The organism is Endozoicomonas elysicola (assembly GCF_000710775.1).
Classification (GTDB): domain Bacteria; phylum Pseudomonadota; class Gammaproteobacteria; order Pseudomonadales; family Endozoicomonadaceae; genus Endozoicomonas; species Endozoicomonas elysicola.
In genome coordinates, this window is record NZ_JOJP01000001.1 from 1,461,929 (window position 1) to 1,476,890 (window position 14,962).

15 protein-coding genes are annotated in these 14,962 nt (G+C 49.2%); 6 read left to right on the plus strand and 9 right to left on the minus strand.

Annotated features, from left to right (window positions below; genetic code table 11):
* Positions 1-169: 169 nt before the first annotated feature.
* Together ptsG and GV64_RS06170 are read left to right on the plus strand one after the other, a co-directional pair.
* Complete coding sequence (gene ptsG, locus GV64_RS06165) at positions 170-1,633, plus strand: PTS glucose transporter subunit IIBC (RefSeq protein WP_085931357.1); 1,464 nt, start codon at positions 170-172, stop codon at positions 1,631-1,633.
* Between the two features lie 162 nt (positions 1,634-1,795).
* Positions 1,796-2,578: a hypothetical protein gene (locus tag GV64_RS06170; RefSeq protein WP_020580995.1), complete on the plus strand. Its 783-nt coding sequence runs from the start codon at positions 1,796-1,798 to the stop codon at positions 2,576-2,578.
* A 215-nt stretch (positions 2,579-2,793) separates the two neighbouring features.
* On the opposite strand, the gene GV64_RS06175 is transcribed toward GV64_RS06170, so the two are convergent.
* Positions 2,794-3,672, minus strand: coding sequence for an SDR family NAD(P)-dependent oxidoreductase (locus GV64_RS06175; RefSeq protein ID WP_020580994.1), 879 nt, complete (start codon positions 3,670-3,672; stop codon positions 2,794-2,796).
* Positions 3,673-3,863: 191 nt separating this feature from the next.
* Between GV64_RS06175 and GV64_RS06180 the strand changes: the two genes are divergently transcribed.
* Positions 3,864-5,147 (plus strand): cytochrome P450, encoded by a 1,284-nt coding sequence (locus GV64_RS06180; RefSeq protein ID WP_020580993.1) that lies wholly within the window; start codon positions 3,864-3,866, stop codon positions 5,145-5,147.
* 2 nt (positions 5,148-5,149) lie between these two features.
* Here the strand turns inward: GV64_RS06180 and GV64_RS06185 are convergent, their stop codons facing one another.
* The 4 genes from GV64_RS06185 to GV64_RS23635 all read right to left on the minus strand — a co-directional run bounded on the left by GV64_RS06185 (position 5,150) and on the right by GV64_RS23635 (position 9,062).
* Entirely contained in the window at positions 5,150-6,673 is a 1,524-nt protein-coding gene (locus GV64_RS06185; protein WP_020580992.1) for a YifB family Mg chelatase-like AAA ATPase, read from the minus strand.
* Positions 6,674-6,849: 176 nt separating this feature from the next.
* Positions 6,850-7,191 carry a hypothetical protein gene (locus GV64_RS06190; protein WP_020580991.1) on the minus strand — a complete coding sequence of 114 codons (342 nt, stop codon included), beginning with the start codon at positions 7,189-7,191 and terminating at the stop codon, positions 6,850-6,852.
* Positions 7,192-7,735: 544 nt separating this feature from the next.
* On the minus strand, positions 7,736-8,044 hold the full coding sequence (locus GV64_RS06195; RefSeq protein WP_020580989.1) for an accessory factor UbiK family protein: 309 nt from the start codon (positions 8,042-8,044) through the stop codon (positions 7,736-7,738).
* A 61-nt stretch (positions 8,045-8,105) separates the two neighbouring features.
* Positions 8,106-9,062, minus strand: a complete 957-nt coding sequence (locus GV64_RS23635; RefSeq protein WP_020580988.1) for a 2OG-Fe(II) oxygenase family protein — start codon at positions 9,060-9,062, stop codon at positions 8,106-8,108.
* Between the two features lie 498 nt (positions 9,063-9,560).
* On the opposite strand from GV64_RS23635, the gene glnK reads away from it, so the two are divergent.
* Positions 9,561-9,899: a P-II family nitrogen regulator gene (gene glnK, locus GV64_RS06205; protein WP_020580987.1), complete on the plus strand. Its 339-nt coding sequence runs from the start codon at positions 9,561-9,563 to the stop codon at positions 9,897-9,899.
* A gap of 106 nt (positions 9,900-10,005) precedes the next feature.
* Complete coding sequence (locus GV64_RS06210) at positions 10,006-11,256, plus strand: ammonium transporter (protein WP_020580986.1); 1,251 nt, start codon at positions 10,006-10,008, stop codon at positions 11,254-11,256.
* A 138-nt stretch (positions 11,257-11,394) separates the two neighbouring features.
* Here GV64_RS06210 and GV64_RS06215 read toward each other — a convergent pair whose 3' ends face one another.
* The 3 genes from GV64_RS06215 to GV64_RS06225 form a co-directional block, all read right to left on the minus strand.
* Entirely contained in the window at positions 11,395-12,156 is a 762-nt protein-coding gene (locus GV64_RS06215) for an isocitrate lyase/PEP mutase family protein (protein WP_020580985.1), read from the minus strand.
* A 116-nt stretch (positions 12,157-12,272) separates the two neighbouring features.
* On the minus strand, positions 12,273-13,367 hold the full coding sequence (gene ada, locus GV64_RS06220) for a bifunctional DNA-binding transcriptional regulator/O6-methylguanine-DNA methyltransferase Ada (protein ID WP_020580984.1): 1,095 nt from the start codon (positions 13,365-13,367) through the stop codon (positions 12,273-12,275).
* A 104-nt stretch (positions 13,368-13,471) separates the two neighbouring features.
* Positions 13,472-13,780 (minus strand): antibiotic biosynthesis monooxygenase family protein, encoded by a 309-nt coding sequence (locus tag GV64_RS06225; RefSeq protein ID WP_020580983.1) that lies wholly within the window; start codon positions 13,778-13,780, stop codon positions 13,472-13,474.
* Positions 13,781-13,888: 108 nt separating this feature from the next.
* Between GV64_RS06225 and GV64_RS26080 the strand changes: the two genes are divergently transcribed.
* Entirely contained in the window at positions 13,889-14,017 is a 129-nt protein-coding gene (locus tag GV64_RS26080) for a hypothetical protein (RefSeq protein ID WP_269078655.1), read from the plus strand.
* 75 nt (positions 14,018-14,092) lie between these two features.
* Here GV64_RS26080 and GV64_RS06230 read toward each other — a convergent pair whose 3' ends face one another.
* Entirely contained in the window at positions 14,093-14,959 is an 867-nt protein-coding gene (locus GV64_RS06230; RefSeq protein ID WP_020580982.1) for a DNA-3-methyladenine glycosylase family protein, read from the minus strand.
* Positions 14,960-14,962: the final 3 nt, after the last annotated feature.

A 14,962-nucleotide genomic window follows, 5' to 3' on the forward strand; every position in this document is an offset into this window, starting at 1 on the left:
TGATCTAGATCAGTTCATAAAATGCACAATTGTATAAGAATCGCGCACCCAAATTTATAGAACCTTCTTTTTCTACATCATGAGCAGTTAGTACCGGTAAGAGTACAAAAACTGACTTGGCAACGTTTATATACCCTTTTTTACAAGAACGGTTACTTGAGGTTAACAGGTGCAAAAAGCATTCTCCCTTCTACAGAAAATCGGGCGCTCGCTGATGCTGCCCGTGGCAATTCTGCCCGCTGCCGGCATCCTTCTGGGGGTAGGTAGCGCAAACTTTTCAATCATTCCTGAACTGCTGAATCATATCATGGCTCAGGCGGGCGGCGCTGTTTTTGGTAACCTGCCTCTGTTGTTTGCTATCGGCGTTGTACTCAGCCTGACGGATAATGATGGCGTTTCTTCTCTGGCAGCAATTGTTGGCTATGTCGTACTGCTGGCGACCATGGGGGTTATGGCCAACACGCTGGGTATCGAAACCAAAACCATCATGGGTATTGCGTCTATTGATACTGGTGTATTTGGTGGCATTTTGGTGGGTATTCTGGCATCGGTGATGTTCAATCGCTTCTATAAAATCCAGCTGCCTGAGTACCTGGGCTTTTTTGCGGGTAAGCGCTTTGTACCAATCATCACGGCTTTTGCCGCCATCGTCATGGGTGTGGCCCTCAGTTTTATCTGGCCACCCATTGGTAATGCCATTGATGCGTTTGGTAACTATGCCGTAGAAGGTAACCCAACGACCATGGGCTTTGTTTACGGCTTTGTTGAGCGACTGCTGATTCCTTTTGGTCTGCATCATATCTGGAACGTTCCTTTCCAGTCTCAGATGGGTGAGTTCGTGACGGCCTCTGGCGTTGTGGTGAATGGTGATATTCCGCGTTTCTTTGCCGGTGACCCAACTGCAGGCTTCCTGGCGGGTGGCTTCCTGTTCAAAATGTTTGGTCTGCCAGCGGCGGCGATTGCCATGTGGCGCAGTGCGAAAACCGAAAACCAGAAAGTGGTGGGCGGTATTATGATGTCTGCGGCTCTGACTTCTTTTCTGACCGGTATTACCGAGCCCATCGAGTTCTCCTTCCTGTTTGTTGCGCCAATTCTCTACGGAATTCACGCACTGCTGGCAGGTATCGCATTCGTGATCACCAATTTCTTCGAAATCAAGATGGGCGGTTCGTTCTCCCACGGTCTGATTGACTATGCGCTGTCCTTTAGCATCGGTACCAAGCCAGCAATGATTCTGGTGTGGGGTCTGGCTTACGCGGTGCTGTATTACACCGTATTCACTTTCGCGATCAAAATGTTCAACCTGCGTACACCCGGTCGTGAGCAGGAAGCAGAAGCTGCGAATACCTCAGAAGTTGGCAGTGAACTGGCCAGAAAACTGTTTGTTGCTTTTGGTGGCCAGAGCAATATCAAGAGCATTGATGCCTGTATCACTCGCCTGCGTGTAACCGTCGACAAGCCTGAGAATGTGGATGTTGAAGCCATCAAGGCACTGGGTGCAACTGCCGTGCTGGTCGTTGGTCAGAATATGCAGGCTATCTTTGGCCCACGCTCTGACCAGATCAAAACAGAGATGAATGAACTGATGAAGAGTGGTCAGGCTCCAGAAGTCGGTGAAATGGCACTGGCCTGATGCTGAATAACTGCTCAGCTTAAGAGCAGCAAATGATTGTCTTTGCAGCCGTGTCTACGTTTATCGTGGGCACGGTTTTTTATTTATAAGGAGAAGGATAAATCAGTTGAATAGGTTGTCTAACCAAATAAAGGTAAAACCGTTCTAGGAGGAATAATCTCTGTGTCAGATGTTCAGGCTGCTTCCCCTTCTGTCTCTTCGCCTGTAAGTGGAACTGGCCTTTCTGTAGCTCCTGATCATGTCAGTGATGAAACATGCTGTTCAAGCTTTTTACGTTCAGTTCGGAAGCTCGTTTGCTGCAACCGTTATTTACCAGAATCTGATAGGTCAGAGCTTATAGCAGTGGGGCGTAGGTCTTTGCGTGGTGAAAATCGACAATTGGAAGAAGTAGCTAGAGCTGAAAAACTTTTTAATGTATTTAAACAGCATGTAGATACATTGAATCCGCTTTCAGATGATGAGCATCAAGAAATATTAAACTTCGCTATATGTCGGATTTCGGTAATTTCATCTGTTGCTGATATTACGGTTGAAAATATTTTTGGGCCTGGAGAGGTGGAGTTAAAGAAGCAAGAGGAGTTATGTCGAGCCGCTGAGTTTGAGTCTAAGGTAAAACCATATGCAGACCTTCAGGAGTATGTGCTGAATTCGGATAGGGATTTTGAGCATGCAAAAGAGTGCTCCATCTCATTTGATGAACCATTTGAGATGGTTTGCTATAAAGAAAATTATTTTTGTAACTATCAAAAATTTCTTGAATGTTGCAGGGGTAAGGGTAATTGGCATAACCCTTGGAAACCAAGTGAAGAAGTCGATTTGGATTTAGTGAAAAAGGTAGTTTATCCAACTACAGATATAGCACCAGAAGGCTTTGATAATCCAGCGTATGAACCAGAGGATGTCAATGTCGTTAGTAACAAGGATTCCGAGTTTACTAAACTATAGTTTTTTCTTTCAAAGAAAAAATCAGCCTGTCGTGGAAGTCAAAAAAATCGGAATGTATCAAATCAACAACTTTGATTGATAACCGACATTTTTAGTTTGGGGTAAGCAGGTGAAAACCGGTGCATTAGCTATGGTTAGATGTGAACCATAGTTCTGGGAGCCTGCTGAACTTTTTACGCTATGCGCCAGGTTCAGCAGGCTCCAGTTAATAGGGTTTACAGTACATCCGGAACCAAAGGTGTTGTTCTTTTCAGGATGCTGTTCACTCTTGATTTGAATGCTTCTTCCGATTTTTTACTCATCGGTGTAATCCAGAAAGTGTCTTTGCGCAGTTCCTGTAGTGCAAAGGCCGCAACTTCCTCAGGCTCTGTGGTTTTCAGTTCCCGCTGATACTGAGCCATAATGGCTTTCATATCGTCTAGTGATGAAATACCAGAGCCCGGCTTTTCAGGGTTTGCAGGCAGATCGGAAGGGCGATTACGTTCTGAATTAAAAATACCACTGTTAACCACATGAGGTCCGGGAAAAAGGGCGTTCACTTTGACCGGGGACTGGCTCATCTGAAGCTGATAGTGAAGATTCTCTGTGATGGCCTGAACAGCGGCTTTAGTGGCTGTATAGATGGGGGTGTTTGGCATCATCAGAAAGGCACCGTTGCCTGATCCGGTGACGACAAAATGTGCTTCTTCATTCTGCTCAACCAGTTTGGGGATAAAGGCATTGATGGTGTGGATAAGGCCCCAGGTATTCACCCGAAAACCCCACTCCCAGTCATTCAGGTCATACTCCCACATCATGCCGCCTTCACCGGTACCCACTCCGGCATTGGCAAATACCAGGTGTATTGCTCCAAGCTGCTCTGTAATGGATGCTGCCAGAGCTTTCATCGAGTCACCATTGGTCACATCGGCGATTTGCCCGGCACATTCCAGACCTTCAGCCTTGATGTCGGCAATGGTTTGCTCCAGTGCGGACACTTCGATATCAGAAATAACCACCCTGGCACCTTCACGGGCAAGTTCAAATGCCAATGCTCTGCCAACACCACTGGCTCCACCGGTGATAACGGCTACTTTATCCTGGAAATTTTTCATTGTTATTATGCTCCATTGCTTTTCAGTAATAGGTGTACTGGAATTTCTGTCAGGCAGAAAATGACACTTGATTAAAAAAATACACGGGCGTATAAGTTTGTACAACGGTAATCGTTAGATATGAATCATAATGTCGTAAATAACGGCCTAATACCTCCATAACAAATAATAAAAAATGAGGCACCATCATTATGGGGACCATCGAGCATGATCAAGGCGAAGCTCAATACTCTATAAAAAAAGAAGCTTTACCTCCGATTGAAACGGTTTATAACCCTCACTCCCTTGAATATTGTGAAGACCCGGTGCCTCAATGGCATGAGCTGGTAAAACGGGGTCCTTTGGTCTGGTATCCGCTCTGGCAGGCCTGGATTATGACTGGCATTAAAGACATCATGGACTGCTGGCGTACAGAATACCTGTCATCTGACTTTTATGACTGGGAGTATGCGCCACCCCGTCCTCCAGAAAGTGAGTGGACAAACTTCGAACGTGCATTGATTGGTCATAGCCTGGTGGCCGATAAAGATCATCACCGGCTGGTTCGTAAAGTGTCGTCTCCAGCATTTTCCCGAAATGTTGTGGAAGCGATCAGCATGCGGATTGAGCCGGATATCAAAGCGCTGTTTGATGAGCTGGGAACACCGGACAGCTTTGACTATATCGAAAAGGTTGCCGCTCATATCCCCTTTATCTCCATTACCCGAATTGTCGGGATACCGGAAAAGTACTGGGATGATTTTAAACCGGTAGTGACCAGTTTTACCGAAGCCTGGAATCCGACCATATCGGAAGAGCGCCGGCAGAAAGCGCGGGAAGACAGTAATCGGGCCATTGATATTATCCAGGAGGTGATTGCCGAGCGTCGTTTGATGCCCCGACAGGATGACTTTCTCAGTGCGCTTATCCAGGTGGAAAAAGAAAACGAGCAGTTTCGTGAATGGGACATCATTACGATGGTGTTGGCCCTTATTGGAGCGGGTGCAGATACCACGCTGATAGCCCAGCAGTGGAGTGTTTATTCCCTGCTGAAAAACCGCGACCAGATCGCTGAGGCACTGGAAAGCCCGGAAGCGTTTGGCAAGGCATTTACGGAAATGATGCGCTGGTCGGCCAATTCCAAAATGGGTTTTGCCCGTTATGCGCCTGAGGATATGGAACTTCTTGGACAGAAGGTTCGTAAGGGGCAGATGGTGTTATTGATGCCCCATCTAAAGGACTATGATCCGCAATATTATACAGAGCCTGAAAAATTCAATATGAACCGGAGCCACGATAAGGATGTGCTTTTTGGTTATGGACCGCGCTTCTGTATTGGTGCTGCACTGGCAAAACGACAGTTGTTCCTTTCGTTAAGCGAACTGTTTGCCCGTTTTCCGGATGCCGAACTGGCTTATGAACCTGAGAGGGATGAGACGGATCATAACTCGATTGCTTTTAAACAGTTGGTTATCAAAACGAATATTCAGAAGTAGGCTTATTGAACGGACTGGCGATCCAGTTGCCGATACTGCATGGCTTCTCCAAGGTGTGGGCTTAGCACCTCAGGGCTGCCTGCAAGGTCGGCAATGGTTCTGGCAACTCGCAAAATTCGATGCAGCCCGCGGGTTGAGATTTGCAGGTGCTCGGATGCTCTGGCTATCAGCCCTTTCTCCTTTTCACCCAGTGCGCAGACTTCAAACAGCTCTCTGGATGACAGTTGGCAATTGATTTTTTCCTGCCTTGCCAGTTGTTTTTTCCGGGCTTTGATCACAAGGTCTCTCAGCTTTTCTGAACTGGTTTCTTCGGAATCGTTGTTCTGAACAGCAGGCTCCATAATCGTTTGAATTGTCTGGGATGGCACCTCAATCTGAAGGTCTATACGATCCAGCAGTGGCCCGGATAATTTGTTTCGGTAGCGTCTGACCTGATCAGGTGAGCACCGGCAGTTGCGCTGACTGTCTCCCAGGTAGCCACAGGGGCAGGGGTTCATTGCGCCAACCAGCTGGAATCGGGCAGGAAAACATTCCTGGCCTTTAGCCCGGGTGATGACCACCTCACCATTTTCCAGAGGCTCTCTCAGCATTTCCAGAGCCGTACGGGCAAATTCAGGCATTTCATCCAGAAATAACACTCCATGGTGCGCAAAAGAGATTTCGCCCGGTTGAGGTATGCTGCCACCGCCCACCAGAGAGACGGATGAAGAGGAGTGATGAGGTGTGCGAAAAGGGCGCTGCCAGACAGTGTCCATAGCGCTGGATGTCAGTGAGTGTATAGCGGCCACATCAAGTGCTTCGGATTCTGTCAGTGGTGGAAGCAGCCCGGGAAGACGGCTGGCCAGCATGGTTTTTCCGGTACCGGGTGGACCAAAAAGCAGCAGGTGATGAGAGCCTGCTGCGGCAATCAACAACGCTCGCTTGGCTTGCTCCTGGCCTCGAACCTCGGAAAGATCTGGGTAATGTGTTTTACAACCGTTTTGGTCTGCTTTTGCGGGCTCAATATGAATCTTCTCTCGCAGGTAAGCGCAAACTTCGGTGAGGTTTTGGGTGCCAATAATCGTGACACTGCTGACCATGGCGGCAACAGACGCATTCTGCTCAGGAAGGATCAATGCCCTGTTAGTTTCTTTGCAGGCTAATGAAGCCGGAAGAACGGCTCGGACGGGGCGAAGGTGACCGGAAAGTGCGAGTTCACCAAGGAACTCTTTATTCTCCAGAACCTCACCCGGCAGCTGTCCTGAAGCTACCAGAATGCCCAGCGCAATGGGCAGATCAAAGCGGCCGCCTTCTTTTGGAAGGTCTGCGGGTGCAAGATTTACCGTAATTCGGCCATCAGGGAAGTCAAAACCGCTGTTGATCAAGGCACTTCGTACGCGATCCTTGCTCTCCCTTACAGCGGCTTCAGGTAGGCCTACAATATTTAAACAGGGTAAGCCCTGAGAAAGATGAACTTCCACTGAAACCGCAGGTGCACGGATGCCCTGATTTGCCCGAGTGTAGACCTGCGCCAGTGTTGAAGGCATTTTTATTATTGACCGATTAAACAACGTTAAACGATCTAAGATAGCAGTTTATTTAAGAGTCGCTGCGTAAGTTTGTGTCTGTCAGAGTTGAAAGCCGTAAGATACGTTATGAGTGATCACTCGCCAGATAGACTCGCATAATTTTTACAATTGTTTTTTTCATGCTTTCTTGATTGTTAAATCACACTTTTTCTCAGGAAATTGCCATTTTTGTCAAACATCCTTGATGTCATTTTGTCGAGGCTTAATTCTGCTTTGGTGTAAATTCCTTGTGAGTGTAAATCCCCATCTATTGTTACTACTTCACGTTTTGTTTCAGGATCAACGGCTTGACCGAACTCAGTAATCTTAATCACTTTTTTGGAGTAAGTTCCATCTTCGAGTTTATCGATGATGACCGCCGCGGCGCCTTTACGAATTTTATGACGATACTTAAAATAATCGGTTGCCCATATTGAGTAATCTGCCCCGTAATTCTGCTCTTTGGTAAACCCCTGACAGTTGTTAAAACAAATCATTTCTTACCGCCTCTAACTATGTCGAGGACTTGTTTGCAGTTCAGTTGAGCTAAATACATAATCTCAGAGATGCGGAAGTTGAGTTTCCACAGTGTGATGACTAAATGCTCTGCTTCTTTATGGTTCTTGATGTTCATATTGTTGTCCTTTTCTTATTATAGTATTGATACTGGTACGCATTAGGTATGCTTATTTCCCGAAACCCAATAAGGGTCATCTTTTCGACGTAGCCACATCAGATTTTATGTAAATACCGTCTGTCCTTCAGTTCTTTATGCCGGATTATTGTTCGAGGCAGAGCGATGATATTCGGGCAGTATAGGTCTTTAGAAGGCTGGGTATGCATGCAAGCACAGGTGCACAGATTTGCTCGAGCGTAAACCTGTCCAGTGCTGAAGGTACTTTGTTTTAATTAACGAAAGATACCAAGGGGCATTATCAACTGTTCGGATGGCTAGTTGGTAACGCCCTCTGGGTTATGAGGGTATCGCTGTGTCAGTATTCACCTACCTGAAACTGCAGATGCAAGGTGAAGTGTGAAAAATCAGTTAGCAGAATTTTCCTCGTCTTCTTTATGGTTTTCTTCCCGCTCTTTGTCTTCCTGCTCTTCGTCTTTTGACTTAAGCTTTTTCATCTCTTTTTCCAGCGCTTCAAGGCGCTCACGGGTGTGCCTTAGAACAGCAACCTGAGTATCAAACTCATCACGGGTGACCAACTCGAGTTTTGACAGCGCACTGCCGACCAAGGCCTTGATATTTTTTTCGATATCTTCCCGGGTCTGGCTTTTGTCACCGTTAAAAAATTCTCCGGCTTTGGCGGCAATATTATTAATTAAGGCGGCTTTATCGATCATGGTTATCGCTGGGCTGGTGGTCAGAAAGAGGAAGGATACCTCAACCCGGGCCTTGATAGAACTAGCCGATTTTTTCCCGATAGCTGCTTCCGTAAATCTGTTCCAGACGCTGTTTCAGGTAATCTCCGGCACTGACTGGCGGGTATTTATTGGGCTCATCTGGGAACAAATCTTTGGAATCGACCCAGGTGTTGGAGGGCGGAGCGGCAAAAAAGATCATGGTATAGCGCTCTGGCCAAAGGTCATCCTGGTCTTCGGCATAGACTCGATGGGGTGTTGCCACCAGACGCTCATTGCTCCAGCGCGCCAGCATGTCCGCAACGTGAACCAATAAAGTGTTGGGTTTTCTTTTCAGGGAACACCACTCTCCTCGGGGGTTTTGAAACTGCAGGCCGCCAGCATCGTCCAGTAAGAGCAGCAGGGAGATGGTGTCAAAGTCGGTATGCTCACCAAAGCGAATTGAGCCTTTACGCTGATTTTGCATCATGGCCGGGTAGTGGTTCAGGCGAAACGTGCTGTTGCCCCGGCTTAGTGCATGCTTGGTAGCCAGAAATCCTGGTGTCAGTTTAAGGGCTTTCTCAGTCAGAGTCAGAATAATGGTGGCAGCCTGTGCGGCAACGCGGCGATATTGTTCCAGTTCATCCATTAAACCGGAATCTATAAGCAGGTCTGGCCACTGGCGGATGGTCATGCCACTGACGATATCCAGCGACTCGACATAATGCTCCTGATAGGTGTCAGCAGTATCGCCATACTGTTCGCTACCTGGCCCACTGTATCCACGGATATAGCCTGGGACACCAAAGCGCAGTGCTGCTTTTTGCTCTGCGGTAAACCCGAGAAAGAAACGTTGGGCTGTCTCCAATACCCTGGCCTGAAACGCCTCTGTGGCAATGGGTAATCCCGTGAAGTAAGCAATACCAGTGGTTGTATAGGCTTCCAGCAGCTGCTGCGAGGCGAAGGGGGATGTGACGTCAATGGTGATGATGTCGCTTTGGGTGATTGTGCTGTCTGGCAATGGTTATACCTCTGACGCCTTCGGCTGAAGCCTCAAATTTATTGGGAAGCATGGTGCATATGGAGCATGTGCTGTTTCGTTCTGAGTAATAGATTTAGCTGCTCTCTGATGAAGCATCAAGTTTGGGTGGTTTTAGAATGTATTGATTGTCGCACTGTTTTGGTGCGCTTTTATGGGAGGGGATAAGGTTTTAGTGCATCAAATGGGTGCGCTTGCCTGTTTCGGTACTCATTTGAGCTTATGAAGCCCTCAATCATGCCCATTTATGGGGATATGTGAAAACTGGCACAGAGACTGCTTAAAAAGGGTTAACCATTTAATCAGTGTCAGGTGGGATCGCCTGAAACTAATACTGGCAGGGTTCGTTCTTCCTTTTGTTGGCCGTTGAAATAAAACAGGCTGTTGTAACACAAAGGGAAATGCGTAGACTTTGGAAGCTGTATCGCATCCAGGTCACCCCTCCCGGATGAATATTAAGTAAAGCCAGGAGAATAATGCATGAAGTTAGTATCAGCCATTATCAAGCCATTCAAGCTTGATGACGTGCGGGAAGCGCTTTCTGATATCGGCGTTCAGGGTATTACAGTGACTGAAGTCAAGGGCTTTGGTCGCCAGAAAGGTCATACCGAGTTGTATCGCGGTGCAGAGTACGTTGTGGACTTTCTGCCAAAGGTAAAGATTGAAGTGGCAATCTCTGACGACCTGTTGGATCAAGTGATTGAAGCGGTTTCCAATGCGGCCAACACCGGCAAAATCGGAGACGGAAAGATTTTCGTAACGGCTCTGGAACAGGCCATTCGAATCCGTACCGGAGAAACTGGCGTCGACGCTATCTAATAGCCAGCCAAAGGCATTACTCATCAGCAGCCACTGATGACATCGCTCAGCAGTAATAGCGATATAAAACAGATAAGAAGATGTGAATTTTACTGGGAGGGGTCCCGTGGAAGATATAACTCAGCTGTCGTATGCGCTCGACACTTTTTATTTCCTGATGTGTGGTGCACTGGTCATGTGGATGGCCGCCGGCTTTGCCATGCTTGAAGCCGGTCTGGTGCGCTCAAAGAACACCGTTGAAATTCTGACCAAGAATATTGCCCTGTTTGCCATTGCCTGCACCATGTACCTGCTCTGTGGTTACCAGATCATGTATCCAGGCGCTAATGAAGGCGGCATCATGCCTCTGTTCGGCACGTTGCTGGGCACTGAAAACAGCGTCGAGTCGGTGGTTGCCGGTGGTGATGACGCTCCTTACTACTCTCTGCGTTCTGACTTCTTCTTCCAGGTTGTCTTCGTAGCGACGGCCATGTCCATCGTTTCCGGTGCGGTTGCTGAGCGTATGAAGCTGTGGGCCTTCCTGCTGTTTGCGGTCTTCATGACTGGCTTCATCTATCCGGTACAGGGCTTCTGGAAGTGGGGCGGTGGTTTCCTGAACGAAGCTGGCTTCCAGGACTTTGCCGGTTCCGGTGTGGTTCACATGGCAGGTGCTTCTGCTGCCCTGGCGGGTGTGCTGCTGCTGGGTGCCCGTAAAGGCAAGTACGGTTCTAACGGTGCTGTTAATGCCATGCCTGGTGCTAACCTGCCTCTGGCCACTCTGGGTACCTTTATCCTCTGGCTGGGCTGGTTCGGCTTCAACGGTGGCTCTCAGCTAAAGATTGCTGATGTTGAAAATGCCAACGCTGTTGCACAGATTTTTGTAAACACCAATGCTGGCGCAGCCGGTGGTGTTATTGCCGCCCTGATCGTTGCCAGACTGCTGTTTGGCAAGGCTGACCTGACAATGGCCCTGAACGGTGCGCTGGCTGGTCTGGTAGCTATTACTGCAGAACCTCTGACGCCAACTGCCCTGGGTGCAACGCTGATCGGTGCTGTCGGTGGAGCCCTGGTGGTCTTCTCTATCCTGGCGCTGGACAAACTGCGTATCGATGATCCAGTAGGTGCCATCTCGGTTCACGGTGTTGTAGGTATCTGGGGTCTGCTGGCTGTACCTCTGACCAACAGCGACGCTACCCTGGGTGCTCAATTACTGGGTATCGGCAGCATCTTTGCCTGGGTGTTCGGTGCTTCTCTGGTTGTCTGGGGTGTGATCAAGGTGATCATGGGGCTGCGTATCTCTGAAGAAGAAGAGTACGAAGGTGCTGACCTCACTGAATGTGGTATGGAAGCTTACCCTGAGTTCACCAGCAAGTCTTAAACGCTGAGTTGAAAACGTTGCGTAAAGAAAACGACGTTGATTAAGAAGCCCCCGACAGTAACGTTAATTATTGTCGGGGGTTTTTGTTGCTGAATATTACGTCGACAATAGAGCAGATCTGCTTGTGATGGCGGTGATTTAACTCGGCAGATGGCCCTGTTGAAGAACTGACGCAGCTGCTACTTCAAAACCCACCCAGGCTGATTGAGCCAGGGCAAAGCCTGTACTGAATCGGCGTACACCCAGTGAAGCCAGGGCACCAATCTCCATATCGGCGGTTAATAACAGGACATTTACCGGCTTTGGTGCCACTGCATCGACCATGCTCTTGATATGCTCTTTATCCATAACGCCCGGTGCAAACAACACATCCGCACCGGCATCGGCATACGCCTTTAGTCGGGTAATTACTTCATCCATATCGGCAGTGCCTGTCAGCAGTCCTTCACAGCGGGCAACCAGCAGGACATCCTGACCAGTTTCATCAATAGCCTGGCGACAGGCCCTGATTCGTTCTACCGACAGCTCAGGAGAGTAGAGTTGGTCACCGGTACGATCCTCAATAGAGAGGCCAGCAATTCCTGTTTCTATTGCCTGTTTCACGTTTTCAGCCAGATCGGCGGGGTCATCTGCAAAACCAGACTGGAAGTCGGCATTGACCGGAAGGTCTGTAGCTGCACACAGTTGTGTCAGGTGAGCTAATACTTCTTCTTTGGCAGCCTCGAAGTCTTCACGGCCCAAATGCCAGGAAAAGCCGGCACTGGTTGTGGCGATCGCTTTGGCCCCCAGTTTTTCCAAACGACGAAGGCCTCCTATATCCCAGGGGTTGGTCAGTATAAGCGTGCCTTCTTCATGTAACTTGCGGAAATTGGTGCGTTTGGTTTCCAGAGAAATAGACATCGAATGTTCCAGACTATCTGTGCTCAAGAGCCATCAACACTTATGATTCGTGTTGATGTCCTGCTACTGTAGGTTCCGGATCATTGGAAAAAACTCCGATTCCTGCGCTCAATTTCTTAGGATAAATGGCGATGCGGTTTTTCCTGCGCGAGTAGCTGCTGCTTGCGTTCCACCCCCCAGCGATAGCCAGACAGACTGCCATCTCTGCGCACCACGCGATGACAGGGAATGGCCACAGCCAGACGGTTCTGACCACAGGCCTGAGCGACGGCCCTGACTGCTGAGGGCTGACCAATTTTTTCCGCAATATCGGAATAGGATACGGTTGTGCCTACCGGAACCTCCCGTAAGGCCTGCCAGACTCGTTCCTGAAAAGCGGTACCACGAATATCCAGAGGCAGGTCCAGCCCCAGTTCCGGCGCTTCAATAAAACCCACGACCTGGGCGACGATTTGTTCAAACTGTTCATCTCCCCCAATCAGGTTTGCTTTTGGCATCATATCCTGCAGATCACGGGCAAGCTTATCAGGATCATCACCCAGTAGAATGGCACAAACCCCTCTGAAACTCTGGGCGACCAGGATAGAGCCCAGCGAGCATTCGCCAATGGCAAAATGGATATCCATATTGTTGCCACCTGTCTTGAAATCTTTGGGGCGCATACCCAGTACTTTGCTGGAGCGTTCGTAAAAACGGCTGCTGGAACTCAGGCCTGCGGTGTAAATAGCCTCCGTTACTGTCTTACATTCATTGAGCTGAGCTCGGATTGTTCTGGCACGCCAGGCGGTGTCATAACCTTTTGGGCTCAGGCCAACGATCGATTTGAATACCCGTTGAAAGTGGAAGCTGCTCAGACCTGCCTGTTCAGCCAGTTGTTCGAGAGTGGGTGTGGTCTCACTCTGCTCGATAAAGCGGCAGGCGTTCTCAGCAATCATTGTGTGATGCTGTAGAACATCAGACTTATCTCTGGCTGCCCGTTTGCTGGGGCGGAAGCCTGCCGTTTCAGCCTCCTCGGCACTGTTGAAAAAAACGATATTCTCCGGTTTGGGCAATCGTGCACAACTGCTTGCCCGGCAGTAAATTCCTGTGGTTTTTACGCCATAGACAAACAGTGTGTCCGCTGATGCATCTCGCGCTATTATTTTCTCCCAGCGTGGATCCTGGGTGATTGTCAGTGCATGACGGCGCTGATTCTTTGACAGGCTGGCCATAGCTCCTCCGGATTTCATGTTCACTCTACAGTAAATGAAGGCGCATCCGTAAAAACTCCGGTGGTTGCGGTCAAATTCAGTAGGAATTTATTGGGTTGGGGCTTTTAAGTCCCTGCCATCGTGTAGTCCCGCTCCACATGGGCAATACGGATGCGGTAGTCGTTAAACAGTTGCTCCCTGCCTTGCTGCTGACAGATCAGATGCTCCATGTCCTGCTTCCAGCGAGCGATGGCCTGTTCACTTTCCCAGAAGGAGAGACTGCAGATCTTGCCTTCGGTGACCACACTGGCAAATCGTTCGGCAGAGATGAATCCCTCATAACTGGCAACGCGTTCACGCATTTTTGCCCCCAGAGCCAGATAGGCATCTTTGCAACCTTCTTTGATTTCAACTTCAAAAATAACGGCGTACATTCCGTTCTCCATTGTGGTTAGCTAGGGGGTGTTACCAACTGGGCATACAGCCAGCCACCCATTATTTGCGCCAGACAAGGCGCGAGCTGCGTAGTATGGTTGTTCCACATGAGCAGTGAGCAACGCTGTATGGCGCAAATAATGGGTGGCCCTTCGGGTTGGTCATACAAGCACTCATGCCGTGTTGAACGCCTTGAACAGGGAACCACCATGTCCTGCGCCGTTCGCCTTGCCTGAGTGCTTGTATGACCAACTGGTTGAATGGCCAGTTGGTAACACTCCCTAGTAGTCATGCTGTTGTGATGGTCGGCTTCAGCTTTGCCATAGATAGATCGCCGCATAGGCACGCCAAGGGCGCCACTGCTCTGCCATGGTTTCAATCTGTTTTGGCTTAGGCAGTACATCGCCTTCAGCCAGACCTTTGATAATGCCAAGGTCACTGGCGGGAAAGGCATCGGGCTGGCTGAGCCCTCTCATGGCCAGATAGTGGGCAGTCCATGGGCCAATACCCGGCTCCTGCACAAGGCGATGGACAAAGTCTTCCAGTCCATTGTCGGCATTCAGTTGCAGAGCTCCGGAGGATACCCGTTTTGCCAGGTTCATCAGTGTTGCCTTTCGTGAACGGGTCAGGCCGATTCCCTCGAAATCCTGCGTAGAAAGTACTTCAGCCGAAGGGAAGAAGTGGCTGAGGCCATCCGGAAAAAGGTCACCACTGGGCTCGCCATAAGCGTGGGTAATACGGCCAGCCAGAGTGGTCGCCGCCTTAACGCTGATTTGCTGGCCCAGAATGGCGCGCACAGAGAACTCGAATACATCCCAGCAGCCGGGCAGTCGGGTTCCTGCGTACTGTTTGACTAGTGTCGTTAGTTTTGGGCTGCATGACAGCTTATGGATTATTTCTTCCATGGGAGCATCAAGATCCATCAGCTGCCGGACTTTAGAAACGATTTTGTCTTCAAGCCCCATTTCACTGATAAAGATATCCAATTGCAGGGCATCCCTGTCCGGTGCAGGCTGGAGAATCAGCCATCCCTTCACGGCTTCCAGAGTGATGGTTCTTGAATAAACATTGTCAGTCACCAGCTCCACACCGGGAATGGCCCGGTTACGAAAGAAACCGAGCATTGCAGGCCAGTTGAAAGGGGGAGCGTAATCCAGCATCCAGGTGGTGTGGTGCATAGG